The 25,692-nt window shown below is 68.2% G+C and carries 21 protein-coding genes; 13 read left to right on the top strand and 8 right to left on the bottom strand.

Annotated elements, in window-relative coordinates; genetic code table 11:
- The first annotated feature begins 123 nt into the window (after positions 1 to 123).
- From AC1DCJ_RS10245 to AC1DCJ_RS10220, 6 genes are all read left to right on the top strand, one after another.
- Positions 124 to 1,215, top strand: coding sequence for an AI-2E family transporter (locus AC1DCJ_RS10245; RefSeq protein ID WP_320491717.1), 1,092 nt, complete (start codon positions 124 to 126; stop codon positions 1,213 to 1,215).
- An 83-nt stretch (positions 1,216 to 1,298) separates the two neighbouring features.
- On the top strand, positions 1,299 to 1,775 hold the full coding sequence (locus tag AC1DCJ_RS10240) for a hypothetical protein (protein ID WP_478070870.1): 477 nt from the start codon (positions 1,299 to 1,301) through the stop codon (positions 1,773 to 1,775).
- 66 nt (positions 1,776 to 1,841) lie between these two features.
- Positions 1,842 to 2,552 carry an HAD family hydrolase gene (locus AC1DCJ_RS10235; protein WP_478070869.1) on the top strand — a complete coding sequence of 237 codons (711 nt, stop codon included), beginning with the start codon at positions 1,842 to 1,844 and terminating at the stop codon, positions 2,550 to 2,552.
- Positions 2,553 to 2,575: 23 nt separating this feature from the next.
- Entirely contained in the window at positions 2,576 to 3,943 is a 1,368-nt protein-coding gene (locus AC1DCJ_RS10230) for a leucyl aminopeptidase family protein (protein WP_478070868.1), read from the top strand.
- A 322-nt stretch (positions 3,944 to 4,265) separates the two neighbouring features.
- Entirely contained in the window at positions 4,266 to 5,378 is a 1,113-nt protein-coding gene (locus AC1DCJ_RS10225; protein WP_313246496.1) for a catalase family peroxidase, read from the top strand.
- A complete protein-coding gene (locus AC1DCJ_RS10220) occupies positions 5,375 to 5,944 on the top strand; it encodes a cytochrome b (protein WP_051598922.1) in 570 nt (189 codons plus the stop codon). Before AC1DCJ_RS10225 ends, AC1DCJ_RS10220 begins: the two co-directional genes overlap by 4 nt.
- Before the next feature lie 378 nt (positions 5,945 to 6,322).
- On the opposite strand, the gene AC1DCJ_RS10215 is transcribed toward AC1DCJ_RS10220, so the two are convergent.
- The 5 genes from AC1DCJ_RS10215 to AC1DCJ_RS10195 are packed head-to-tail and all read right to left on the bottom strand — an operon-like array spanning position 6,323 to position 10,852.
- On the bottom strand, positions 6,323 to 7,288 hold the full coding sequence (locus tag AC1DCJ_RS10215) for a hypothetical protein (RefSeq protein WP_478070867.1): 966 nt from the start codon (positions 7,286 to 7,288) through the stop codon (positions 6,323 to 6,325).
- 44 nt (positions 7,289 to 7,332) lie between these two features.
- Complete coding sequence (locus AC1DCJ_RS10210) at positions 7,333 to 7,935, bottom strand: response regulator transcription factor (protein ID WP_038691041.1); 603 nt, start codon at positions 7,933 to 7,935, stop codon at positions 7,333 to 7,335.
- The gene (locus AC1DCJ_RS10205; protein ID WP_478070866.1) at positions 7,932 to 9,170 is read right to left on the bottom strand and encodes a sensor histidine kinase; all 1,239 of its coding nucleotides are present in this window, start codon (positions 9,168 to 9,170) and stop codon (positions 7,932 to 7,934) included. The genes AC1DCJ_RS10210 and AC1DCJ_RS10205 overlap by 4 nt, the downstream gene beginning before the upstream one ends.
- 18 nt (positions 9,171 to 9,188) lie before the next feature.
- Positions 9,189 to 9,956 carry an ABC transporter permease gene (locus AC1DCJ_RS10200; RefSeq protein ID WP_478070865.1) on the bottom strand — a complete coding sequence of 256 codons (768 nt, stop codon included), beginning with the start codon at positions 9,954 to 9,956 and terminating at the stop codon, positions 9,189 to 9,191.
- A complete protein-coding gene (locus tag AC1DCJ_RS10195; protein WP_478070864.1) occupies positions 9,953 to 10,852 on the bottom strand; it encodes an ABC transporter ATP-binding protein in 900 nt (299 codons plus the stop codon). Before AC1DCJ_RS10195 ends, AC1DCJ_RS10200 begins: the two co-directional genes overlap by 4 nt.
- A gap of 203 nt (positions 10,853 to 11,055) precedes the next feature.
- On the opposite strand from AC1DCJ_RS10195, the gene AC1DCJ_RS10190 reads away from it, so the two are divergent.
- The 5 genes from AC1DCJ_RS10190 to AC1DCJ_RS10170 all read left to right on the top strand — a co-directional run bounded on the left by AC1DCJ_RS10190 (position 11,056) and on the right by AC1DCJ_RS10170 (position 19,260).
- On the top strand, positions 11,056 to 12,291 hold the full coding sequence (locus AC1DCJ_RS10190; RefSeq protein WP_141058155.1) for an efflux RND transporter periplasmic adaptor subunit: 1,236 nt from the start codon (positions 11,056 to 11,058) through the stop codon (positions 12,289 to 12,291).
- Between the two features lie 218 nt (positions 12,292 to 12,509).
- Positions 12,510 to 13,199 (top strand): ABC transporter ATP-binding protein, encoded by a 690-nt coding sequence (locus AC1DCJ_RS10185; RefSeq protein ID WP_137191849.1) that lies wholly within the window; start codon positions 12,510 to 12,512, stop codon positions 13,197 to 13,199.
- Between the two features lie 14 nt (positions 13,200 to 13,213).
- A complete protein-coding gene (locus AC1DCJ_RS10180) occupies positions 13,214 to 14,374 on the top strand; it encodes an ABC transporter permease (protein ID WP_038691047.1) in 1,161 nt (386 codons plus the stop codon).
- A 10-nt stretch (positions 14,375 to 14,384) separates the two neighbouring features.
- The gene (locus tag AC1DCJ_RS10175; protein ID WP_038691048.1) at positions 14,385 to 15,695 is read left to right on the top strand and encodes an ABC transporter permease; all 1,311 of its coding nucleotides are present in this window, start codon (positions 14,385 to 14,387) and stop codon (positions 15,693 to 15,695) included.
- 742 nt (positions 15,696 to 16,437) lie between these two features.
- A complete protein-coding gene (locus tag AC1DCJ_RS10170; RefSeq protein WP_478070863.1) occupies positions 16,438 to 19,260 on the top strand; it encodes a TonB-dependent receptor plug domain-containing protein in 2,823 nt (940 codons plus the stop codon).
- A 667-nt stretch (positions 19,261 to 19,927) separates the two neighbouring features.
- Here AC1DCJ_RS10170 and rarD read toward each other — a convergent pair.
- Together rarD and yedA are read right to left on the bottom strand one after the other, a co-directional pair.
- Positions 19,928 to 20,833: an EamA family transporter RarD gene (rarD, locus tag AC1DCJ_RS10165; protein ID WP_141058158.1), complete on the bottom strand. Its 906-nt coding sequence runs from the start codon at positions 20,831 to 20,833 to the stop codon at positions 19,928 to 19,930.
- Positions 20,830 to 21,729, bottom strand: coding sequence for a drug/metabolite exporter YedA (gene yedA, locus AC1DCJ_RS10160; RefSeq protein WP_478070862.1), 900 nt, complete (start codon positions 21,727 to 21,729; stop codon positions 20,830 to 20,832). Before yedA ends, rarD begins: the two co-directional genes overlap by 4 nt.
- Positions 21,730 to 21,912: 183 nt before the next feature.
- On the opposite strand from yedA, the gene AC1DCJ_RS10155 reads away from it, so the two are divergent.
- Together AC1DCJ_RS10155 and AC1DCJ_RS10150 are read left to right on the top strand one after the other, a co-directional pair.
- Positions 21,913 to 23,256 carry an MFS transporter gene (locus AC1DCJ_RS10155; protein ID WP_478070861.1) on the top strand — a complete coding sequence of 448 codons (1,344 nt, stop codon included), beginning with the start codon at positions 21,913 to 21,915 and terminating at the stop codon, positions 23,254 to 23,256.
- A 153-nt stretch (positions 23,257 to 23,409) separates the two neighbouring features.
- On the top strand, positions 23,410 to 23,982 hold the full coding sequence (locus AC1DCJ_RS10150; protein WP_478070860.1) for a hypothetical protein: 573 nt from the start codon (positions 23,410 to 23,412) through the stop codon (positions 23,980 to 23,982).
- 6 nt (positions 23,983 to 23,988) lie between these two features.
- Here the strand turns inward: AC1DCJ_RS10150 and AC1DCJ_RS10145 are convergent, their stop codons facing one another.
- Complete coding sequence (locus AC1DCJ_RS10145) at positions 23,989 to 25,641, bottom strand: M28 family metallopeptidase (RefSeq protein ID WP_478070900.1); 1,653 nt, start codon at positions 25,639 to 25,641, stop codon at positions 23,989 to 23,991.
- Positions 25,642 to 25,692 lie beyond the last annotated feature (51 nt).

Here is a 25,692-nt window from a genome sequence, read left to right as displayed (position 1 = left end):
GCCCCGCAGGCGGCGAGCCGGGGTACATCCAGCCCAGGCGCGGGTGCATATGACCCCGCCACCAACACGCCGCCCGCACCCGGCTTGCCCAATAATGGCGCACCTTTCCTGCCCGGCGCCCGCATGAGCGTTCCTGCCGTTTCCCTCGATGACACCGTCACCGCGCCCCCACCGCCACGCCCGCGCGCGCCGATGTCGCTGGTCGTGCTGGCCACGCTGGCCGTGGGGTTCACGCTCTGGGCCGCGCAGGAGGTGATCCTGCCGGTGCTGCTGGCGATGTTCCTGGCGCTGGTCTGCAACCCGATCCTGCGCCTGCTGGGCAAGCTCTGGATTCCGCGCTTCCTGGGCGCGGTGCTGGTGCTGGGCGTCGGCCTCAGTGGAGCCGCCGCGCTGGGCGTGCAGCTGGTGGGGCCGGCCATGGAGTGGGCGCAGGAAGCGCCGCAGCAGCTGCGCAAGGTGGCTCGCCAGGTGCAGGACCTGACCAAGCCGGTGCAGCAGGCCAACCAGGCCGCCGAGAACTTCGCCCGCGTCGCCGGGGGCGAGAGCAGCCGGCGCGTGCAGATCGTGCGTACCCAGCTGGACGACCCCTACAAGGTGCTGACCCGCGCGCCACGGCTGGCCGCGTCGGTGCTGGCGGTGGTGCTGTTGACGCTGTTCTTCATGATCTATGGGCAGAACCTGCAGAAGCATGCCATCGCGCTGTTTCCCAGCCGCCAGCAACAGCGCTTCACCACCGACATCCTGCGTTCGATCGAACGCGAGGTATCGCGTTACGTCCTCACCATCACCGTCATCAACGCCCTGGTCGGGCTGGTGTTCTCCGGGGTGTTGCTGCTGCTCGGGATCAGCCTGCAGGAAGCGCTGCTGTGGGGCACCGTGGCGGCCCTGCTGAACTTCGCACCGTACGTGGGGCCGCTGATCGGCGTGGCGCTGATGCTGCTGATGGGCTTTGTGGAGTTCAGCGATCCGCTCAAGGCCCTGCTGCCGGCAGCCTGCTACCTGGCCCTGCATACCATTGAAGGCCAGGTGGTCACCCCGATCGTCCTGGGCCGGCGCATGGCAATCTCGCCGTTGATCCTGATCCTGTCGCTGCTGGTGTTCGGCTGGCTGTGGGGCATGATCGGGCTGCTGCTGGCGGTGCCGCTGCTGGTCTGCGTCAAGCTGGTGCTGGCGCGGCTGGACGGCATGCACGGCTGGGCACGGTTGCTGGAGTGAGCATGGGACGCCGAGGATTCAGCTGGCCGCACTCTCCCGATGCTGCCAGAATATCCGCCCTTTTTCGGATGGACCCGGCCTTGATGTCTTCCCTCGTTACCCGTTGCCTCGCCCTCGCCGGCCTCGTCACCCTCGCGGCCCCGGCAGTCGCCGCTCCCCCGCCCAGCGCCGACGTGGCCGGGCGCCAGCTGGTGGAAGCAGTCACCTGCAAGCGCCACCTGACGCCTGCGCAGTTCGCCGCCCTGGCCAAGGTGCTCAAGCCCACCGAGCTGCAGGCTTACGGCGCCCTGTCCGACGGTGAGTATGCGTTGACCACGCCGCTGCTGGTGCTGGGCCAGCCGGTGAACCGGCTGTACCTGTACGACGGCGCCCACGGCGAGGACGGTGTTGACAGCTACACCGCGTACTTCAGCACTGCCACTACCGAGCAGATCGCCGCGCTGGCGAAAATGCGGGACAACGTCGCCGGTGACTACCTCCTGGAGATGGGTCGCCATGACCTTAACGTGCGGCAGCAGGATGGCCAGGCATCCATCAGCTGTTCCTACGACCTGCGCTGAGGGGCCTTCCCGGCGCATGCCTGCGCGCGCCATGAAAGCCCGCGCGCGCAGGCGTAGAATGGCGGGGTGAATTTCCCCGTCCAAGCCATCACCCTCGACCTCGACGACACCCTGTGGCCGTTCGCCCCCATCGGCGCGCGCATCGACCAGGTGTTGTTTGAGTGGATGCTGCAGCACAGCCCCGCCACCGCCGCGATGTACCCCGTGGCGGCCATGCGGGAGCTGCGCGAGCGCTCCTTCCACGACAACCCGCAGCTGCACCACGACCTGAGCGCGCTGCGCCGGTTGACCCTGCACGAAGCGCTGGAGAAAAGCGGCGCCGACCTGGCCCTGCTCGAACCGGCCTACGAGGCGTTCTACGCCGCGCGCAACCAGGTGGAGTTCTACCCGGACGCACTGGACGCGCTGGCCCGCATCGCCGCGAAGGTGCCGGTGGCCGCGCTCAGCAACGGCAATGCCGACCTGCAGCGGATCGGCCTGGCCCACCATTTCAGCTTCCAGCTGGGCTCGCGCGAACACGGCGCGGCCAAGCCGGCGGCCAGCATTTTCCATGCCGCCTGCGACCGCCTTGGCGTTGCCCCCACCCATGTGCTGCATGTGGGCGACCACGCCGAGATGGACGTGGTGGGCGCCATGCAGGCCGGCCTGCGCGGCTGCTGGATCAACCGCGACGCGCACGTCTGGAACCACCCTTCGCTGCAGCCTGACCTGCAGTTCGACACCCTGACCGGGCTGGCCGACTGGCTCGATGCGAACGCATCGGCGCAGCACGCCTGACCACGAACGGAGCCTTTTCCCGCATGACCCAGATCAACGGTTTCACCACCGAGGCCGCCAAGGCCCTTCCGCTGCACGTGATGGAGCGTACCCAGTTCGCCGCCTGGCGCGCGCAGCAGAGCGAGGCGCTGGTTGCCTGGATCGATGCCCAGCATTTCAACGGCAGCGGTGGCAGCGTGGTGCTGCTGCCCGGCGAGCATGGCCTGGCCGGTGCGATCGTGGGCGTGGGTGATCCCGGCGATGCCTACGCGTACGCGCATGCGCCGTTCGCGCTGCCCGAAGGCACCGTGTGGAAGGTGGCCGATGCGCTGCCGGCGGATGTTGAAACCCTGCTGCACCTGGGCTGGGGCCTGGGCAGCTATCGCTTCGCGCGGTACCGCAAGCCCAACCGCGCCCCCGCGCAGTTGCTGGCCACGCCGTCGGCCGAAGTGCGCGACGTGGTGACCGCCAGCCTGCGCGTGCGCGACTGGGTCAACACCCCCACCGAAGACATGGGGCCGCAGCAGCTGGAAGACGCCGCGCGTACGCTGGCCGACGCACATGGCGCGCAGATCGAGGTGATCACCGGCGACGCGCTGCTGGCGCAGAATTTCCCGGCCATCCACGCCGTTGGCCGCGCCTCGCACCGTGCCCCACGCCTGATCGCGCTGCGCTGGGGCACTGCCGGCCAGCCGCATGTGGCGCTGGTGGGCAAGGGCGTGTGCTTCGACACCGGCGGCCTGGACATCAAGCCGGCCGACGGCATGCGCAACATGAAGAAGGACATGGGCGGCGCCGCGCATGCGCTGGCGCTGGCCGGGCTGATCATGGCCCAGCAGCTGCCGGTGCAGCTGACCCTGCTGATTGCCGCGGTGGAAAACGCGATCGGCCCCGATGCGTTCCGGCCGGGCGAAGTGATCGCCACCCGCAAGGGGCTGAGCATCGAGATCGACAATACCGACGCTGAAGGCCGGCTGGTGCTGTGCGATGCACTCACCTACGCCAGCGAACAGCAGCCGCAGATCGTGCTCGACTTCGCCACCCTCACCGGCGCGGCGCGCATCGCGCTGGGCCCGGACCTGCCGGCGTTGTTCAGCAACGATGACACCCTGGCCCAGCAGTGGCTGCAGGCCGGCGAGCGGACCCGCGACCCGGTCTGGCGCATGCCGCTGTGGCGCCCGTACCTGCGTTACCTGCACAGCGGCATCGCCGACCTGGCCAACGCCGGCTCGCGCATGGCCGGCTCGGTCACCGCCGCGCTGTACCTGGAGCGTTTCATCGCCGAAGGCCAGGTCTGGGCACACCTGGACGTGTACGCCTGGAACGACGGCGAACGCCCGGGCCGCCCGGCCGGTGGCGAAGCGCTGGCGCTGCGCTCGGCGTGGGCAATGCTGAAGACGCGCTACGCCTGACCCGTAGAGCGGGGCTCTGCCCCGCTGCCAGGGTGATCGATCTGCCGGGTAGAACCCGGCACTACGTAGCTGCCCGGCTGACCGACCAAAAATCGTAGAGCGGGGCTCTGCCCCGCTGCCGGGGTGATCGATCTGCCGGGTAGAACCCGGCACTACGTGGCTGCCCGGTTGACCGACCAAGCATCGTAGAGCGGGGCTCTGCCCCGCTGCCGGGCTCCCCGCCGGTCAACTCTTGTCGAAAATGTGAATATCGGCGTGCGCTGCCTTCTGACACCATGCCCCTGTCGCCCACCCACACACACGTGAAGGCAGGATTCCGGACATGTCGCTCTTTGGTTACACCCGCGCCGGCCAGGAGCCGGGCGCCCCGCGTCCCCCGTCGCCGCTGCTGTGGATCGCGCTGATCGCGCTGATTGCCGGCCTGCTGGTCCTGGCGTTTGCCTGGCTGGCCGGCTGGATCGGTCGCGACCGCGCCACCGCGCAGGCCTTCACCGACAGCATCGAAGCCACCGGCCCGCCCCACCCCGGGTTCCGCCGCGCGCACAGCAAAGGCGTGTGCGTGAGTGGCAGCTTCCAGGGCACGCCGGACGGGGCCGCGTTGAGTTCGGCCCGCGTGTTCCGCCAGGCGCAGGTGCCGGTGCTGGGCCGCCTGTCGATCGGCGGCGGCGATCCGCACGGTGCCGATGCCAACGCGCGCGTGCGCAGCATGGCGCTGCAGCTGGTGAGCGATGACGGCCAGGAATGGCGCACTGCGATGAACAGCTTCCCGTTCTTCGCCGTGCCCACCGCCGAGGCCTTCCTGGAACAGACCCGCGCCGGTATTCCCGACCCGGCCACCGGCAAGCCGGACCCGGCGAAGATGGCCGCAGTGCAGGCCAAATACCCCAGCGCGCGCGCCTTCGGGGAATGGGCCAAGACCGCGCCGTGGTCCAACAGTTGGGCCAACACCGACTACAACGGGGTGAACAGCTTCCGCTTCACCGCCGCCGACGGCAGCCAGCACTTTGTGCGCTGGAGCATGCGCCCGCAGGCCCCCTTCGTGGAGATGACCGCCGCGCAGCGCGCGCAGGCCGGGCTGGATTATCTGGCCGACGAGTTCGCGCAACGGCTGGCGCAGGGCCCGGTGCGCTGGGACATGTGGGTGACGCTGGCCGAAGCCGGCGACCCGATCGATGACCCGTCGCAGGTGTGGCCGGCGCAGCGCCGCCAGGTCAAGGTGGGCACGCTGAGCCTGGTGTCGATGCAGCCCCAGGCCGAGGGCGCGTGCCGCGACCTCAACTACGACCCGCTGATTCTGCCCAGCGGCATCGCCGGCACCGATGATCCGATCCTGGCGGCGCGCTCGGCGGTGTATTCGCAGTCGTTCAACCGCCGCGAGCGCGAAATCGCCAGCGGCAAGGGTGCCGCCGCCACCGGCAAGGAAGGTGCGAAATGAACCGCGATACCGGCCACTTCAACCTTACCGCGCGGGTGCTGCACTGGCTGATGGCCGCGATGATCCTGACCATGCTGTTCGTGGGCGTGGGCATGGTGGCCGCGCTGCAGTGGCGGCCGATGCTGGTGGACCTGCACCGGCCGCTGGGCATCGCGATCCTGCTGCTGGTGCTGGTGCGCCTGTACAACCGCCTGCGCCACCGGCCGCCGCCGTTGCCGGCCGATCTGCCCGCCTGGCAGGCCGCTGCCGCGCATGCCTCGCACTGGGTGCTGTACGGGCTGATGCTGGCGATGCCGCTGGTGGGCTGGTCGATGTTGTCGGCCGGTGGGTATCCGATCGTGATGTGGTCCGGGTTCAACCTGCCGGCGATCGTGCCGCATGATCCGTCGCTGTACGCCGCGCTGCGCAATGCGCACAGCCTGCTGGCCTATGCGTTGTTCGCCACGGTGGTGGTGCATCTGTCGGCCGCGCTGTTCCACCTGTGGGTGCGCCGCGATGGGGTGTTCCAGGCGATGGCGAAGGGGCCGGGGCGCGCCGACGGTCTGGACACCGACAAGCACCGGTAGCTACCGACCGTTGGTCGGTAGATGGCCATCGGATCAGCGTTGCGAGGAGCCGGCCAGCGGCCGGCACTACCGGTGCGATTGCATTGCACCCACCAACGGTGGGTGCCTACCCGGTTGGGCGTGGCGGCGGTCGGTATCGGTATCGCGCGCATTGCACCCACCAACGGTGGGTGCCTACCGGGTTGGGCGTGGCGCCGGGCGGTATCGGCGTCGCGCGCATTGCACCCACCAACGGTGGGTGCCTACCCGGTTGGGCGTGGCGCCGGGCGGTATCGGCGTCGCGCGCGTTGCACCCACCAACGGTGGGTGCCTACCGGGGTGGGCGTGGTGGCGGTTGGTATCGGCGTTGCGCGCTTTGCCCCCACCTGCGGTGGGTGCCTACCGGGCGGCGCGGTGAGCTTCGACCAGGGCGCGGTAGCGCTGGCGGTGCTGGGTGCATTTGGCCAGCACTGCCTCGGGCGTGCCGGTGGCGTAGCGCTCGCCCTTGCCCAGCAGCATGGCGTCGAAGCCGGTGCTTCTGAAGCGCTTTCCCTGGTGTCCCACGTACACGTCGATGTGCTCGTAGAACTCGGCCAGGGGCATGCTCGCGCGCGGATCGCGGGCGCCGATTTGGTGGTCCTGGCCGTGGGTTGGAACGGTGGCCGGCCGCACTGCGCCTTCCACGTGCGGCAGGTTCGCCTCGATCCAGGCGAACTCTTCCAGCGGCAGGCTGGCCATGCCCATCTCCAGCTTGGCCAGGCGCGGCAGCGCCAGCAGTGCGCCCATCACCGGCGACACCTTCGGCGCACGGAACCACGACACATTCAGCCGCTCCAGCGCCGGCAGGCCGGCAAGAAAAGCGAAATCGTCCACGGGCTGGTTCCAGTCCAGCGTGCCCAGAAGGGTCAGGTCGCGCAGCGCAGTGGCGCCGGCCAGGCCGGAAAAATCGTGCACCCGGCGCAGGTTCTCCATGTGCAGCGCCTGCAGCGCCGGCAGGCGGCCCACGGGCGACAGATCGGAAAACGCCGAGACGTACTCCAGCACCAGTTCGCGCAACCCGTGCATGCCCTCCAGCATCGCCAGCGTCTTCGGCCGCGCATGGCTGATCCGCAATGCGGTCAGCTGCGGCAGCTGCGCCAAGGCAGCCAGCTGGGCCTGGTCGGGTTCGTGCAGGGTCAGTTCGCGCAGCGCTTCCAGTTGCAGCACGCGCGACCAGTTGCGGTCGTGGCGGGTCAGCGTGAGCCGGATGGCGTCGTCGGGCGCGTCGGCCACGTCCTCGTAATGGCACGCCCAGCGCTGCGCGTTCGGCGTGATCGTCCACACCCCGCTGGCACGGTCGATGAGATCGGCGAAGTGGTGTTTCATCGGGTGCGCATCCGGTCCATGGAACGCACAGGATACCCGCTTGCCTACAGCCAGCCTTTCTGCCGCGCCAGCCGATACGCTTCGATGCGGTTGGCCACGCCCAGTTTGCCGATGCATTCGGACAGATAGTTGCGCACGGTGCCGTGCGACAAGCCCAGCTGGGTGGCGATCTCGCTGGCCGAACGCCCATCGCCAGACAGGCGCAGTACCTGGCGTTCGCGGTCGTTGAGCGGGTCGGCCTGCGACCAGGCATCCAGCGCCAGCTGCGGGTCGATCGCACGTCCGCCGCGCTGCACCTGGCGCAGGGCATCGGCCAGGCGTTCGGCGGGCGCGTCCTTGAGCAGGTAGCCGCACACCCCGGCATCCAGCGCGCGGCGCAGGAAGCCCGAGCGCGCGAAGGTGGTCACGATCACCACCTTGATCGGCAACTGCTGGCGCGCGATGCGCTGGGCCAGCTCCAGCCCGGACAGGCCGGGCATTTCGATGTCGGTGACCAGGATGTCCGGCTGCAGCTGCTGCAGCATGCGCCACGCCGCCTCGCCATCGGCGGCGCTGCCGAGCACCTCGATGTCCGGCTCAAGGCCCAGCAGGGCCGACAGCGCGCCGCGCACCATCGCCTGATCTTCGGCCAGTACGATGCGGATCATGCCGGCCCACCCGCAGGCAGCGACGGTGCCGCCGGCAGGTCGGCCGGCAATGCAGCCACCGCCGCGGTTGCCGCTGGCAGCGGCACGCGCGCCGTGACGCAGGTGCCCTCGCCCTTCACCGACTGCACGACCAGCGTGCCGTGCAATGCCGTCACCCGTTCGCGCATGCCACCCAACCCGTTGCCGTCGGCCTGCACGCCGCCACGGCCATCATCGCGGATCTCCATCAGCAAGCTGCGGCCTTCCTGTTCAAAGCGTATCCAGGCCTGGTGCGCCTGCGCGTGCCGGGCGATGTTGGTGGCCGCCTCGCGCAGCACCAGCGACAACCCGCGCTCCACCTCCGGCGGCATCGGCGGCGGCGGCGCGTAATGCAGGTGCACGTGCTGGCATTCCAGCAGCAGCCGCGCCGACGCCAGCTCGGCCGCCAGGTCACTCGCACGAATGCCGGTGACCGCGCTGCGCACTTCGGCCAGGGCCTGGCGCGCGATCGCTTCGGCTTCGGTCACTTCGCGGCGCGAGCCCTCCGGATCACGATCGAACAGCTTGCGCGACAGTTCCAGCTTCAGCGTGATCAGCGACAGCGTGTGCCCCAGCAGGTCGTGCAGGTCACGGCCGATGCGCTCGCGTTCGGCGGTGGCGGCCAGCCGGCGCACCTCCTCCTGCGACAGCTGCAGCGCCGCGTCGCGGTCCTTGTTGATGCTTTCCACGTTGACGATGATGCCGATGATCAGCCCCATCGACGGTATCCACACCACCAGCTGCCAGGGGTAGCCCACCCACAGCGCAATGCCCACAAACAGCGCGTTGAGCACCAGCAGCTGGACCAGATAGCGCCAGATGCCGGTCTCCCGGCACACCCGCAGCATCACGCAGCCGAAGATGAAGTAGCTGATGCCTGCGGGGTACCAGGGCAGCAGTGAAAGCCCCATCGCCACCATCGCCAGCGCATAGCGCGGCCCATGGTGGCGCGGCGCCAGCAACAGCCGCGCGTACAGCGCCAGGAACACCGGGTAGGTGAGCAGCGTCAGCCACAGCCAGCGCAGCGTGTAACCGGTGCCGAAGATCGGAGTGAAAAACACCCAGCCGCTCCACAGCAGATGCACGGCGTCGGCCCAGGCCGGCTTGCCACGGCGCAGGTTGTCGGCCACCGACGAATCCGGCGCGGGGCGCAGCAGCGAGGCGATCCAGCGCGAAGACACGGGCGGTTCCAGGGCGGGGCGGTCAGGCGCGATCATGCCAGTTTCGTCCGCCGCTTAGCCAACCCGGCGCAGACGCCGCCGCGCCAGGCCGAGCGCTACGCCGGTGACCGCCAGCAACACCACGATGTGCACCCACGTGCTGCCCTGGGCCGGCAGGCCCACCGCCGGCAGCGCCAGTTGGGCCAGGTGCCAGGTGGGCCACAGCGGGGCCAGCACGGAAAACACCGGCGGCAGGATCGACAGCGGCAGCCACAGGCCCGACAGCAGCGCCAGCGGCAGGTACACCAGGTTGACCACCGCCGGCGCTGCACTGGCACTGACATGGCTGCCGATCCACAGCCCGATCGCGCCCAGCGGCAGCGCGGCGAAGGCGGCCACGGCCAGCAGCCGCAGCACCATGCCAGGTGCCAGTCCCACCCCGGCCAGGGCGGCCACCCCCAGCAGCACCAGCGCCACCAGCAGCGCGAACAGCACCGCCATCAGCAGCCGCGCCAGCAACGGCGCCATCGGCGGCAACGGCAGCGCGCGCTTCAGCGTGAGCAGGCCGCCTTCGCGGTCCAGCGCCAGCTGCACGCCGAAGCCGAACAGCGCCGGGGCCATCGCGCCGAACACGCAGTAGGTGGCCAGCAGGTACTGCGGCGCATGACCGCGCCCGAGCAGTATCCCGAACAGCGCATAGAACAGCACCGGAAACAGCAGCGAGGGGAGCGCGAAAGCCGGCGTGCGCCAGGCGCGACGCAGTTCGCACAGCGCTTCGGCGCGATAGATCCGCCAGGTGGACGCGCGCGGCTGCGCGGTCGGTACGGTGGTCAGGGTGTTCATGCGGCCTCCCGGGTCAGTTCGACGAAGGCGTCGGCCAGGCCGCCGCCGTGTACCTCCAGCTCCTGCAGCTGCGGGTCTTCGGCCAGCAGCCGCGCCACCACCGGCTCGGCCGGTTCGGCCAGCACCTGCAGGCGCAGCCCATCGCGCTGCACCTCGCGCACCCCGGGCCAGGTTTTCAGCACCTCGGCATCCAGGGCGCTGCGGCAGCGGATCCGGCGCGGGGCCAGTTGCTGGCGGAACTGCGCCAACGGTCCGTCGGCCAGTACCCGTCCCTGTTCGATCACCACCACGCGCTGGGCCAACGCTTCGGCCTCTTCCAGATAGTGGGTGGTCAGCAGCACGCCGCAGCCTTCGCTGGCCAGCTGCCGGATCGCCTGCCACAGCGCCTGCCGGGCCTGGATGTCCAGGCCGGTGGTGGGCTCGTCGAGGAACAGCAGCTGCGGCCGCCCACACAGCGCGATGGCGAACTGCACGCGGCGCTGCTGGCCGCCGGACAGCTGGCCGTAACGGCGCCGTGCCAGATCGGCCAGCCCGGCCAGGGCCAGGCACTCTTCCAGCGGGCGCGGGTCGTCGTAGCAGGCGCTGGCCAGCGCAATCAGTTCATCCACCTGCAGCACCGGCGGCAATGCGGTGCTCTGCAGCATCACCCCGATGCCCCGCCGGCTGGCCCGCTGTTGCGGGTCGCCGCCCAGCAGTTCGGCCTGGCCGGCATCAAGGGTGCGCAGGCCCAGCAGTACCGAAATCGCGGTGCTCTTGCCCGCGCCGTTGCGGCCGAGCAGGGCCAGCACTTCGCCGCGCTGCAGCGAGAAGCTCACGCCCTGCAGTGCGGCGACAGCACCGTAATGCACCTGCGCGTCGCGCAGCGTGGCCAAGGCAGTCGGGCAGGAAACGGACATCGGGACACTCCGTAGCGGGTTCGGCACAGCGTCGCGCCGCGGCGGGCCCGGTCCCAGTGGCCGCCGTCAGCGCAAGCAGGTGACAGCTGTCACTGCCGTGGCGCCCGGCCGGTGGGCATGCTGTGCACCTCCCGGCCCGGTGCCGGTTTGTCCCCGGCCGCCGTTGCGGTCACACTCGGCCCGATTCCCCGTCCAGACTCACGATGAACGCATCCGCTGAACTGCTCAAGGAACTCCGCATCGACCGCAAGGCGCCCCCGCCGCCGTCCGCGCCCCGCCGTGGGCTGTGGATCGGGGTGGCCATCGTCGCCGTGCTCCTGCTCGTTGGGATCGGCTGGTTCCTGTTCGGCCGGCAACGCCCGATCGAGGTGACCACCGCGCCGGTGGTGGCCATCCAGCAGGGCGGCGCCAGCGGTTCGGTGCTCGATGCCAGCGGCTACGTGGTGGCGCGGCGCATGGCCACAGTGTCGGCCAAGATCACCGGCAAGGTGCGCGAGGTGATGATCGAAGAAGGCATGCGGGTGGAAGAAGGCCAGGTGATGGCCACGCTCGACCCGATCGACGCCAACGCCCAGCGCAGCCTGTCGGCCTCGCAGCTGGAGGCCGCGCGCAGCCAGCTGGCCGGGCTGCAGGCGCAGGTGGCGCAGGCCAACGCTGAAGCCGGCCGCCTGCAGACGCTGGTGGGCCAGCAGTTGGTGTCGCGCTCGCAGTACGACCTGGCCATCGCCCAGCGCGACAGCCTGCGCGCGCAGCTGCGCACCGCCGAACGCAACACAACGGTGGCCAACGATGCCCTGGCCATCGCCGACCTGGGCGTGGACAACAACACCGTACGCGCGCCGTTCTCCGGCGTGGTCACCGCCAAGGCCGCGCAGCCGGGCGAGATCGTGTCGCCGTTGTCGGCCGGCGGTGGCTTCACCCGCACCGGTATCGGCACCATCGTGGACATGGAGTCGCTGGAGATCGAAGTGGAGGTGGGCGAGTCGTTCATTGGCCGCGTGCAACCGAAGATGCCGGTCGAAGCCACGCTCAACGCCTACCCGGACTGGAAGATTCCGGCCGAGGTGATCGCCATCATTCCCACCGCCGACCGCGGCAAGGCCACGGTCAAGGTGCGCGTGGCGCTGAAGGTGAAAGACCCGCGCATCGTGCCGGAGATGGGCGTGCGGGTGAGCTTCCTCGAGGCCGCACAACCGGCGCAGGCGGCCGCCCCCAAGGGCGTGCGCGTGCCGGCGGCCGCGCTCGTGGAGCGCGAACAGAAGACCGTCGCCTTCGTGGTGAAGGACGACCAGCGCGTGGAACAGCGCACGGTCACGGTTGGCGCCACGCTCAACACCGACCGCCAGGTCAGCCAGGGGCTGAGCGCGGGCGAGGTGGTGGTGCTGGACCCGCCCGCGGCGCTGAAGGACGGCGGCAAGGTCGTGGAAGCCAGCAAGTAGGCGGCGCCGCCGCGCAAGGCGGCGCAGCCCAGTGTGTGACCCGCGCGTCCCCTCGCGCGGCCTTGAACGTGCGCTACCCGTGCCGTGCAGGCGCGCAGGCTGGCCGCTGTCTGCCACCGCGCATCCCACCCGGGCACGGCCCTCATTCCGCCGCAGGCAGGCACCGCTGCTGCATGCCGGTGCGTCTTCGATCCGCCTTGATCCACGGAGAACCGTCCATGTCGACCCTGGTTTCGCTCCGCAACATCACCAAGACCTACCAGCGTGGCCCCGAGAAGGTGCAGGTGCTGCACGGCATCGACCTGGACATCCAGCGCGGCGATTTCGTCGCGTTGATGGGCCCGTCCGGCTCGGGCAAGACCACCCTGCTCAACCTGATCGGCGGGCTGGACACACCCAGCGACGGTGAGATCGAGATCGAAGGCGAACGCATCGACCGCATGAGCGGCGGCCAGCTGTCCACCTGGCGCAGCCACCACGTCGGCTTCGTGTTCCAGTTCTACAACCTGATGCCGATGCTGACCGCGCAGAAGAACGTGGAACTGCCGCTGCTGCTTACCCACCTGGGCGCGGCCCAGCGCAAGCGCAACGCCGAGATCGCGCTGACCCTGGTGGGCCTGGCCGACCGCCGCAGCCACCGCCCCAATGAGCTGTCCGGCGGCCAGCAGCAGCGCGTGGCGATCGCGCGGGCGATCGTGTCCGACCCCACCTTCCTGATCTGCGACGAACCCACCGGCGACCTGGACCGGCAGTCGGCCGAGGAGATCCTGGGCCTGCTGCAGCAGCTCAACCGCGAGCACGGCAAGACCATCATCATGGTCACCCATGACCCCAAGGCCGCCGAGTACGCCACCCACACCGTGCACCTGGACAAGGGCGAACTGGCCAACGCGCCAGCGGCCCACTGACGGAGGATGCCGCGATGAAGTATTTCTCGCTGGTCTGGGCCCAGCTGTTCCGCAGCAAGACACGCACGCTGCTGACCCTGCTGTCGGTGGTGGCCGCGTTCCTGCTGTTTGGCATGCTCGATTCGGTGCGCGTGGCGTTCAACTCCGGCGGTGAGACCATTGAAGGCGCCAAGCGGCTGGTGGTCTCCTCCAAGCTGTCGATCACCCAGAGCCTGCCGTTGCGCCTGCTGCGCGACATCGAGGCCACCCCGGGCGTGCGCAAGGTGAACTATGCGATGTGGTTCGGGGGCATCTACCAGGACCCGAAGAATTTCTTCCCCAGTTTTTCGGTGTCGGACAACTACATGGACCTGTACCCGGAGTTCGAGCTGCCGCCGGCGCAGGCCGAGGCGTTCAAGAACACCCGTACCGGCGCCATCGTGGGTGAGACCCTGGCCAAGCGCTTCGGCTGGAAGCTGGGCGACACCATCCCGATGCAGGCCACCATCTTCCCGCGCAAGGGCAGCAATGACTGGCCGCTGGAACTGGTGGGCATCTACCGGGCCAAGGACCGCAACAACGCCGGCGCGGAGAACCAGTTGCTGCTGCACTGGAGTTACTTCGACGAGTCCAACGATTACATCAAGAACCAGGTCAGCTTCTACACCGTGCAGTTGGACAATCCGGCGCATGCCTCGCGCGTGGCCCAGGCGATCGATGCGCTGTCGCTCAATTCCGACCGCGAAACCAAGTCGCAGACCGAAGCGGCGTTCTCGCAGGCATTTGCCAAGCAGTTCGCCGACATCGGCCTGATCGTCACCGGCATCATGGCCGCGGTGTTCTTCACCCTGGTGCTGCTGACCGGCAACACCATGGCCCAGGCGGTACGCGAGCGCATCCCGGAACTGGCCATCCTCAAGACACTGGGATTCAAGGACGGCACCGTGCTGGTGCTGGTGATGGTGGAGTCGGTGCTGTTGATCGTGCTGGGCGGGCTGATCGGCATGGGCCTGGCCGCGATCCTGATGCCGGCGATCAGCGCCAACAGCCAGGGCATGATCAGCCTGCCGGGCGTGCCTGCGCAGACCTGGGCCATGGCGCTGGGCCTGATGGCGGTGATCGGGGTGGTAGTGGGCCTGCTGCCGGCGTTGCGCGCGCAGCGGTTGAAGATCGTCGACGCACTGGCCGGACGCTGAGGAGCCCACCATGAAGACGCACTGGATGTGGAACGTGTTGACCGTGCTGCTGCTGGCGGTGGCCCTGGTGGTCTGGATCGTGCTGCCGTGGCCGGCGGTGCTGGCCATCGCGGTGGCCGTGGCGGCCTGGCTGCTGCTGACCCGCAGCGGGCGGCTGTCGCTGGCGGCCGCACGCATCGGCATTGCCAGCCTGCCGCAGCGCTGGGGCGCCTCGTCGGTGATCGTGGTCGGCATTGCCGGCGTGGTCGGCGTGCTGGTGGCGATGCTGGCGATGGGCGACGGCTTCAAGGCCACGCTCAACCGCAGTGGCAGCGACGACGTGGCCATCGTGCTGCGCGGTGGTTCGCAGGCCGAAACCAACTCGGTGATCATGCGCGACCAGCTGCCGCTGATCCAGAGCCTGCCCGGCGTGGCCCGTGGCACCGATGGCAAGCCGCTGGTGTCGGCCGAGCTGTCGCAAGTGATCAGCCTGCTCTCGCGCAGCGACCACAGCGACACCAACGTGCAGTTCCGCGGGGTGGGCGACAAGGCGTGGGAGGTGCGCAAGACGATCCGCATCATCGAAGGCCGCCGCTTCAAGCCCGGCCTGCGCGAGATCGTGGTGGGCAAGGGCGCCAAGGCGCAGTTCGAGGGCCTGGAGGTAGGCAAGACCCTGCAGCTGGGCAAACAGGACTGGACCGTGGTGGGCGTGTTCGCCTCCAACGACGTGCACGAGTCCGAGCTGTGGGCCGACACCCAGACCCTGTCCACCACCTACAACCGCAGTGCCTACCAGTCGGTCAACGTGCGTACCGACGGCACGGCCGGATTCGCCCGCTTCAAGGCGGCGATGGAAGCCGACCCGCGGCTGAAGCTGGACGTGGAAACCAGCCGCGCGTACTACAGCAAGCAGTCCGGCGGGTTGAGCAAGCTGATCAGCATCCTGGGCACGGTAATCGGCACGATCATGGCCATCGGTGCGGTGTTCGGCGCCCTCAACACGATGTACGCGGCCGTGGCCACGCGCGCGCGGGAGATCGCCACCATGCGCGCGATCGGGTTCCGTGGCCTGCCGGTGGTGACGGCGGTGATGCTGGAAACCATGCTGCTGGCGCTGCTTGGCGGGCTTCTCGGCGGGCTGGTGGCCTGGCTGGTGTTCAACAACTACACCGTGTCGACGCTGGGCAACAACTTCAGCCAGGTGGTGTTCCAGTTCCAGGTATCCCCGCAGCTGTTGTGGACGGGGCTGAAGTGGGCGCTGGGCATCGGGCTGGTGGGTGGGCTGTTCCCGGCCCTGCGTGCAGCACGCCTGCCGATCACCACGGCACTGCGCGAAACCTGACACCGCACACGATGCACCCGCGCGCGCGTTGGCGCGCACGCAATAGCAAACCACGAACCGCATCCGCAAGGGTGCGGTTCTTTTCTTGCAATCGAGAGGCAGTCTGCCGCGAGCGTGAGGGCCCCGTAGCAGCCGGCAGGCCCCTGGCGCAAATGTCCCCCGGCCGCAGGGCGGCCTCCTCCTTTATTTTGCCCAGGGGCCTACCGGCTGCTACGGGGCTCGGCTCGCGGCAGAACTAGGCGACATTCTCTGAGGCCGTCGGTGGGTCGGGCGCTGGGCGCCCATGTCCTTGGAGGCGAAATAAAGGAGGAGGGGGCGGCCGCAGGCCGACGCCGGGGGACATTCGCCGGAAAGGGCATGGGGGTCCAGCGCCCGACCCACCGACGGCCGTACCAGGAAAAGTTCAGAGCGCACTTCCCGCCTGCCACGCCAAGTCGATACACGCTGAACACTTCCCTCCGATGCACACCAATGTGCACTCAAGTTGCAGGGTGCATCGCCGTTATCGGTGCCTCTGCCTGCATCGTTGCGATGCACTGCAGTCACGACGGCATGCATTACAAAAAGATAGTTCGCGAACCCGCGAATTTGTCAGCCATCGTTCATTTTTAGCGGTTTTTATGCTTTCAAGTGAAAGTAAAAATTTTGAAAAGTCATTAGACTCCCGCCCCCCGCGTCGTGATGTTGTTCCCCACGTCGCCCGCAAGGGCGCTTGTTTTTCCTGAAAAGAGATATCGCACGGATGTATTTGAAGACTCACCCGCTGCGCAACGCGATTGCCATCGCGCTTGTTGCCAGCTGCAGTGCCCCTGCCTTCGCCCAGACCGCCACTGACGGCACCACCAATCTGGACCGCATTGAAATCACCGGCTCGCGCATCCGCCAGGCCAGCGTCGAGAGCGCCCAGCCGGTCGTCGCGCTGAACCGCGCCGAGATTGAGAAGAAGGGCTACGTCAACGTCGCCGACATCCTGCAGGACGTCACCGCCGCCGGTGCGCCGGCGATGAGCCGCGCCAACTCGCTGGAGTCGGGCCGCGATTTCGGCGGCATGTACGTCAGCCTGCGCAACCTGGGTCCGGAACGCAGCCTGGTGCTGATCGACGGCCGCCGCATGGGCGTGTCCGCCGCCGGTTATTCCGACCTCGCCTCGATCCCGTCCTCGATCGTGGACCGCGTGGAAGTGCTGACCGACGGCGCCTCGGCGCTGTACGGCTCGGACGCCATCGCCGGCGTGGTCAACATCATCACCCGCAAGAACTTCGACGGCGCGGAAGTGAACGCCTACGTCGGCCAGTACAGCGAAGGCGACGGCCAGAAGACCGGCTACAGCGCCACCTTCGGCAAGACCTTCGAGCGTGGCTGGGTCACCGTGGGCGGCGAGTACTCCGACGAAGATGCGGTGCTGGGCAGCGCGCGTGAGTTCACCGCCTACCCGAACGGCCCGCGCCATCCGACTGACGGCCTGAGTGGCGTAACCCCGTGGGGCTATGCCACCGTGGACGGCAAGAACCTGAGCGTGGGCCCGGGCGGCGACCCGACCCAGCTGGGCAACTTCGTGCCGGCCAACAAGGCCAACGATGCCAACACCAAGAGCAACATGAGCCTGCTCACCGGCCTGCAGCGCAAGTCGGTGTTTGCCAACGGTGGCTTTGCCATCAACGACAACCTGCGCCTGGTGGCCGACGCGCTGTACACCGAGCGTGAGTCGACCAAGCAGCTGGCCGGCTACCCGTACCAGAGCACCGGCTCGCGTGCGCTGCTGTCCAAGGACAGCGCGTTCAACCCGTTCGGCCGTGACGTGGCGTTCGCGCACCGCACCGAAGAACTGCCGCGCGCCACCGAGAACAACCTCACCACCAAGCGCGCCAGCGTGGGCGTGGAAGGCAGCTTCGAGACCGGTTCGCGGTACTGGGACTGGAACGTGAGCTACATGTACAACCGCAACGAAGGCGAGCGCATCGGTACGGGCAGCATGTACCAGCCGAACGTGAACCAGTCGGTCGGTCCATCGTTCCTGGATGCCAATGGCGTGGCCCATTGCGGCAGCGTCGGCAACGTGATCGCCGGCTGCACGCCGTGGAACCCGCTGGCGCCGATGGGCTACACCGGCCCGGGCGCACTGGGCAACCAGGACGTGCAGGACTTCCTGTTCACCCGCTTCACCGACAAGATGCAGAGCACCACCAAGGTGGCCAGCGCGAACATCTCCGGCTCGCTGTTCAGCCTGTCGGCCGGTGACATCATGGGCGCCATGGGCTTCGAGCACCGCAGCGAAGAATCCAGCTACGACCCGGACATGATGGTGCAGAAGGGCCAGATTGCCGGCACCTCCGGCCAGCCGACCCGTGGCGACTACTCGCTCAACGAAGCCTACCTGGAACTGCAGGTGCCGCTGCTGGCCGACATGGCCTTCGCGCGCGAGCTGTCGCTGGACATGGCCGCCCGTTACTCGGACTACAGCAACTTCGGTTCGACCACCAACACCAAGTTCGGCCTGAAGTGGAAGCCGATCGACAGCCTGCTGGTGCGCGCCACCTACGGCACCGGCTTCCGCGCACCGACGGTGGAAGATCTGTACGGCGGCACGGTCACCACGCGTGATTCGTACACCGACCCGTGCGACATGACCTTCGGCGCCGCGGCCAACAACCCGCAGGTGCTGGCACGCTGCCTGGCCAAGGGCGTACCGGCCAACTTCCACCAGCTCGCCGCCGACGGCAATGCCGCCACGGTGCCGGGCCAGCAGGGTGGCACCGACTTCACCTCCGGCTCCAACGCCGATCTGAAGCCGGAAACCGCCAAGACCTGGACCGTGGGCCTGGTGTACAGCCCGGAGTTCGTGTCGGGCCTGGACCTGAGCCTGGACTGGTGGAAGATCCGCATCAACGACGTGATCGTCGGTGAGTCGGCCACGGACATGCTCAACCAGTGCTACGTGCAGGGCGTGGACGCGGCCTGCAGCCGCTTCACCCGCAGCAAGTCGGGCAAGACCATGGGTCAGGTCAGCAGCCTGGACCGCACCCTGCTCAACGCCGGCTACCAGGAAACGGCCGGCTATGACATTTCGGTGCGTTACCGCCTGCCGGAAATGGCGATCGGCAAGTTCGCGATCACCTGGAACACCACGTATGTGGATTACCTGGAACGCAAGAACGACAACGTCGACACCACGCCGGTGCGGCAGTACACGGGCTGGGAAGGCAACTTCCGCGTGCGCTCGAACCTGAATCTGGATTGGCAGTACGGCAATCTGGGCCTGGGCTGGACGGCGCGTTACTACTCGGGCATGCAGGAGAACTGCGCATTCGCCACCGAGTGCAGCAACCCGGGCTTCAGCTCGCCGTACACCGGCAACCAGGGCATCAACAAGGTGGGTTCGAACACCTTCCATGACATCCAGATGCGTTACATCCTGCCGTGGAACGGCACCATCTCGATGGGCATGAACAACGTGTTCGACCACCAGGGTCCGATCATGTACAGCCAGCCGAACAGCAGCTTCACCTACTACGGTGGCTTCGACATCGGCCGTTACATGTACATGAAGTACCAGCAGCGTTTCTGATCCACGGCTTACTCTCTCCAAGCCGTTGAATGGAAGTAAGGCGGCGCCCTCGGGCGCCGCCTTTTTTTGTTTTCTTCAGTTGGAAGCGATAGATCAAAAGCAGTGCGGGCACGCGCTTTTGTCTGGCTGGGCTGGTGGGAGTGGGGTGGCGGGACACGCCGTAAATCCATCCCTGGAGGCTCGTGGGCGCCATCCATGGCGCCCAACGGTCCCGCCACCCCACTCCCACCAGCCCAAGACACATTGCGGTTCTCACAGAAACATCCGAAGCAACAGCCCGTTGTTTCCATGTGCGCTCTTGCTTGAGATTGTTGTGAGTGGCCAGGGCCTTCTTCGGCGGGCAACATGCGTTCGCCGCGCTGGCCAACGATATCGGCAGTCGTTTGGGAACCGACCCTACCTCGTATCAATTGCCTGTGCCTGGCCTGCTTGTGCCGCTTGCTTTGCTTGCCCATGGCTACCGATCCACTGTCGGGGGTGGGGCTGGGTGGGATTGCGGGACCGTTGGGCGCCATGGATGGCGCTCACGAGCCTACAAGGATGTACTTGCGGCGTGTCCCGCGAGCCCACCCAGCCCCGCCCAGCCCGTCACGCGCGCCAACCAAGGCTTTGCGCTTTGCGCTCTGCGCTCTGCGCTTTGGGCTCTTCAAAGCTTCTAAAAAAACCCTTAACCCCGCCGCGACCGCCACACACTGTCGCCGATGAACAACAACAGCCCGGTCCAGATCGCCGCAAAGCCAATCGCCTTGGCCGTATCGAACGGCTCGCGGAAGAAGAACACCCCCAGCAACAACCCCAGGCTCGGCGCGATGTACTGCAGGATCCCCACCAGCGACAGCGGAATCCGCTTCACCCCGTAGGCAAACCCGATCAACGGCAGCGCCGTCACCGCGCCACCCAGAATCAGCAGCGCATCGTTCTTCCAGCCCCACCCGCTGAAAAAGCCCCCGCCGTGCCCGTTCTCGCTCCATAACGCAAACCCGATCGCCGGCAGGAACAGATACAGACTCTCCACCCCCAACCCCGCCACCGGGTCCACCGAAATCAGCTTCCGCAACAACCCGTACAGCCCGAACGAACAGGCCAGCCCCAACGCAATCCACGGCGGCGTGCCCGCATCGTAGGTGAGCCACGCCACCCCCAACGCCGCACACCCCACCGCCAGCCACTGCAACCCCCGCAGCCGCTCCTTCAGCACCACCACCCCCAGCACCACACTCACCAGCGGATTGATGAAATACCCCAGGCTCGTCTCGATCACATGGCCCGCATTGATCGCCCAGATGTACAGCCCCCAGTTGAACGCAATCGCCACGCTGCTCAGCGCCAGCGTCGGCAGCGCCCGCTTCTGCGCCGCAATCTGCTTCCACCAGCCCGTCCCCGCGCTCAGCAACAGCCAGGCCACCACCAGCACCGTGCTCCAGATGATCCGGTGCGCGATGATCTGCTGCGACGGCACCGCCTGCAGCAGGTGCCAGTACACCGGCACCAACCCCCACAGCGTGAACGTAAAGGCCGTGATCGCCAGACCGCGCCGTTGCTCCTGCAGGCTGTGCTGCGGCAACGCGCTCATTTCGCGCGCGTCCGGGCCAGCGTCAGCACCAGCACGCCCACCAGAATCACCACCATCGCCGCGATGTCATGCAGACCGAAACGCTCGTGGCCGATCAGCGCGCCCAGCATCACCGCGATCACCGGGTTCACGTAGGCGTAGCTGGCCGCCAGCGCCGGGCGCACGTTGTGCAGCAGCCACACATAGGCCGTGAAGGCCACGATCGAGCCGAACACACACAGGTAGGCCACCGCCAGCAGCCCGTCCATGCTCGGCCACGCCGTCGGCCGCTCGCCCGTGACCAGGCCCAGCGCCACCAGCATCATCCCGCCGCACAGCATCTGCCCGGCCGCGGTCATGAACGGGTTGGGCAGGTCCAGCCCGCGCGCCCAGACCGAACCGAAGGCCCAGCCGATCGGCGCGATCAGCAGCAGGATCAATCCCTGCGGCGACGTCGTCAGGCTGCTGCCGGCGTTGAGCCACACCACACCCAGGAAGCCGATCGCAATGCCCAGCCACTCGCCACGGCTGGCGTGGGTGCCGCGCATCGCCCCGAACAGCGCCATCCACAACGGTACCGACGCCACCGCCGTGGCGGCCAGGCCCGACGACACCGTGCGCTCGGCCAGCACCACCATGCCGTTGCCCAGCACCAGCATGGTCAGGCCCATGATGGCCAGGTTGCGCCACTGGCGGCCGGTGGGCGCGGCCATCCCGCGCCAGCGCAGCACCGCGTACATTAGCGAGCCGGCGATGATGAACCGGGCACCGGATACCATCGTCAGCGGCAGGGCGCCGCCCTCCAGCGCCAGCCGGATACCCAGGTAGGTGGACCCCCAGACCACATACACCAGCAACAGGGCCAGTACGACAAGGCCGCTCCGGGGAGCAGCCGCTGAGGGTTCGGGCAAAGACATGGCACACCACCATCCGGGGGAACCCGGATTCTAGGCCACTGCGCCCCCGGGTTCACGAAGGAAAACGGCAAGCTGTGTCTGCTTTGACCCGCCGAAGCGCCGGTGTCGGGCACCTGTCGTTGACGTGCGGTAGGGTAACAAGGGTGAAGCACCACCGTTTCCCAGCCAGGACACCCTCCCTGCATGAGCACCACTCCCTCCCCCGCCGCCGTGGCACACCCCGAGCGGGCCGCGCTGCGGCGCTCGATCTCCAACACCCTCAAAGGCTCCGCCGGCAACCTCGTCGAGTGGTATGACGTCTACGTCTACTCCGTGTTCGCCGTGTATTTCGAATCGCAGTTCTTCTCGGCCGCCGACAAGAACTCCACCATGTACGTCTGGGCGATCTTCGCCGCCACCTTCCTGATGCGCCCGATCGGGGCCTGGTACTTCGGTCGTTTCGCCGACCGCTACGGCCGGCGCCTGGCGCTGACGGTCTCGGTCACGGTGATGGCCGGCTGTTCGTTCCTCATCGCCATCACCCCCACCGCCTCGCAGATCGGCATCTGGGCGGCGGTGATCCTGCTGTTCGCACGCCTGCTGCAGGGCTTCGCCACCGGCGGTGAATACGGCACCAGCGCCACCTACATGTCCGAGGCCGCCATTCCCGGCCGGCGCGGCTTCCTGTCCTCGTTCCACTACGTCACCCTGGTGGGCGGCCACGTGTTGGCGCAGCTGACCCTGCTGGGCATGCTCACCTTCTGGGACAAGCCGCAGATCTCCGAATGGGGCTGGCGCATCGCCTTCGGCATCGGTGGCATCGCCGCCATCGTGGTGTTCTGGCTGCGCCGCAGCATGGACGAATCGCTGGAGGTGTCGTCCATCGAAGCGGCCAAGGAAGGGCGGGCCAAGGCGTCCGGCTCGATGTACGAACTGTTCGTGCACCAGTGGCGGCCGCTGCTGCTGTGCTTCCTGATCACCGCCGGTGGCACCGTGGCCTTCTACACCTACTCGGTGAACGGGCCGAAGATGATCCAGAGCGCGTTCGCCGGCACCGACGTGATGACCGGGACGCTGATCAACCTGGGCGTGCTGACCTTCCTGATGGTGCTGCAGCCCATTGGCGGCTGGTTGTCCGACATCGTCGGCCGCAAGAGCCTGTTGGTGTTCTTCGGCGTGGGCGGCGTGCTGTACAGCCACTACCTGATCACGGCACTGCCCCAGCAGCAGGATCCGCTGATGGCCTTCGTGCTCCTGGCCATCGGCTTTGTGATCCTGACCGGCTACACCTCGATCAACGCGGTGGTGAAGGCCGAACTGTTCCCCACCCACGTGCGTGCACTGGGCGTGGGCTTCGGCTATGCCATGGCCAATTCGCTGTTCGGCGGCACCGCGCCGCTGCTCTACCAGGCGGCCAAGACCACCGACCGGGTGGGCCAGTTCGCCTGGTATGTCACCGCGATCATCGCGGTATCGCTGGTGGTGTACGTGTTCTTCCTGAAGAACAAGGGCCCCAACTGGCTGGACGGCACCCGCACCCAGCCGTAAGCGGTGGACCGTGGCGGGCCGCACGCGCGGCCCGCGCTTCAATCACGGCCGGCCGATCGCGTACCCTTCTCCGTGACCCTGCGCCGATGATGCGGCGCAGGGCACTGGATGACGCAGCAGAGGGACGTGGCGGTGCGGGGATGGATCCTGTGGATGTTGATCGGGCTTGGGCTGTTGATCCCCGCCGTGGGCGGTGCCCGCGAATGCCGCGCCGGACAGCCGGTGCCCGACCGCTACCCGAGCAGCGTGGCCCGCGCGCCTACCGCGCTGCAGCAGCAGGCGCATACGCTGGCCTGCGAACGCCTGGAGCAGCGCGACCGGCCCCTGCGGCCGTGGCTGAGACCGGTACACCATGCGTTGACCGGGGTGCTCCTGGGCGCGGCCCTGCTGTGCGTGGTCACCCTGTTCCGGCAGTGGCGCTGGCGGTATCGCGGGCGCGCGGGCGGTTACGCCTTCGTTGCGGCGGCCGCGCTGAGTGCCGGGATGTTGCTCAAGATCGCGGTGGCGGTCTATCGCGGAGTGACCTTGTCCAACGTGCGCGGGCCGCCGCGCTGGCTCTGGTACGAACTGTCGCCGGTGGCCTTCACCGTGCAACAGTGCATCGAGGCGGCCTTCGCGCTGGGGATGGTCGGCTTCGGGTGGGCCCTGCTGCGATTGGGGCGCCCCCTGCCGCCCCCGAACCCGCTGCCGCGCCGCGGGCCTCGGCGTGGCGCGCGCCGCCGCTGAGGCGCCTCAGCGGCGCGAGGCTTCGCTCTGCTCGCGTACCTTGCGGAACTCCGACCCTTCTTCCCAGTGCGGCCAGCGGCGGCTGTTGGCCAGCTCGGCGCCGAGGTCGTACACCAGCAGGGTATCGGCGGCATGGCCGCTGGCATCCCAGGTGGGGGTCCACGCGTCGCAGGCCTGGTGGTAGCACGCGGCGAAGTAGGCATCGCGCAGTTCACGGCCCTTCTCCACGCCGCCGTCGGTCATGTCCAACCCCGGACCGATGGTGATCGCCGGCACGCCCAGGCGGGCGAAGGCGAAGTGGTCGGCACGGTAGAAGAAGCCGGCTTCCAGGTTCGGGTCCGGCGAATAGCTGCGGCCGCGGGCCTTGGCCACGCGCTCCAGGTCGCCTTCCAGCGACACCCGGCCCTTGCCCCAGGACGCGATGTCGCGGGTCGGGCCATCGGGGCTGAACATCTCGATGTTGAGCACCGCGGCGGTCTTGTCCAACGGCGCCAGCGGGTGCGCGGCGTAGTAACTGGCGCCCAGCAGGCCCTTTTCTTCGGCGGTGAGCGCCACGAAGTACAGCGTGCGCTGCGGTTGCGGGCCGGCGGCGAACACCCGGCCCAGCTCCAGCACGGTCGCCACGCCGGTGGCGTTGTCGATCGCGCCGCGGCGGATGCGGTCGCCCTTGGCATCGGGCTGGCCGATGCCGAACGCGTCCCAATGCGCGGAGAAGATCACCGCTTCATCGGCATGCGCGCCGCCGGGCAGCTTGGCCACCACGTTGCGGGTGATGACCTGCTCGCGCTTGAGCTTGAAGTCCACCGACAGGCGCGCATCGCCCAGTGCCACCGGCTTGAACGCCGGGGTCATGGCCTTGCGCTTTTCGGCTTCGAAATCCAGGCCGGCGTCGCGGAACAGCTGCTCGGCCAGGCTGCGCTGCATCCAGCCGCGCACCGGCACGTGCTGGGCCAGCGCCTGCTCGGGGGTGCGCTCGATATCGAACAGCGGCGAGGTACCCGAGCTCTTCACCGTGGCCCAGCCATACGCGGCCGGTGCGGTTTCATGCACGATCAGCACGCCCTGCGCGCCGCGGCGGGCAGCCTCTTCAAACTTGTAGGTCCAGCGGCCGTAGTAGGTCACCGCCTTGCCATCGAACGCGCCCGGCTGGTCGGCCTCGAAGTCGGCATCGTTGATCAGCACCACGGCGATCTTGCCGTGCAGGTCCACGTCCTTGTAGTCGTTCCACTGCCGCTCGGGGGCGTCGATGCCGTAGCCGACGAACACCAGCGGCGCGTCCTTGATCGCCACCGCCTGTTGCGGGCGCAGGCTCTGCAGGGTCACGTCCTCGCCATTGGCCAGGGTGCGGGTGCTGCCCTTCTGGCGCAGCTGCGCACGCACCGGCCCGTCAACCTGGGCGCGCACCATCGGCACCGGCTGCACCCAGCTGCCGTCCACGCCGCCGGGCTGCAGGCCGTACTTCTTGAATTCTTCGATCAGGTACTGAACGGTGCGCTCTTCGCCCGGCGTGGCCGGGGCGCGGCCTTCGAAGTCGTCCGAGGCCAGGATACGCACGTGCCGCGACAGTGCCTGCGGGTCGATGCCGCCGCCGGGCAGGTCATTGGCCGCGTGGGCCAAGCCACCCACGAACAGGCAGGACGACAGCAGCAACATGCGCATCGGATTCACGGCAGGCACCAGCACGGAAAGCAAGGGCCTGCGAGTGTAACG

The organism is Stenotrophomonas sp. 10N36, from assembly GCF_056395005.1.
The sequence above is the reverse complement of the archived record's forward strand: the minus strand, read 5'-3'. Positions and strand labels throughout refer to the sequence as shown.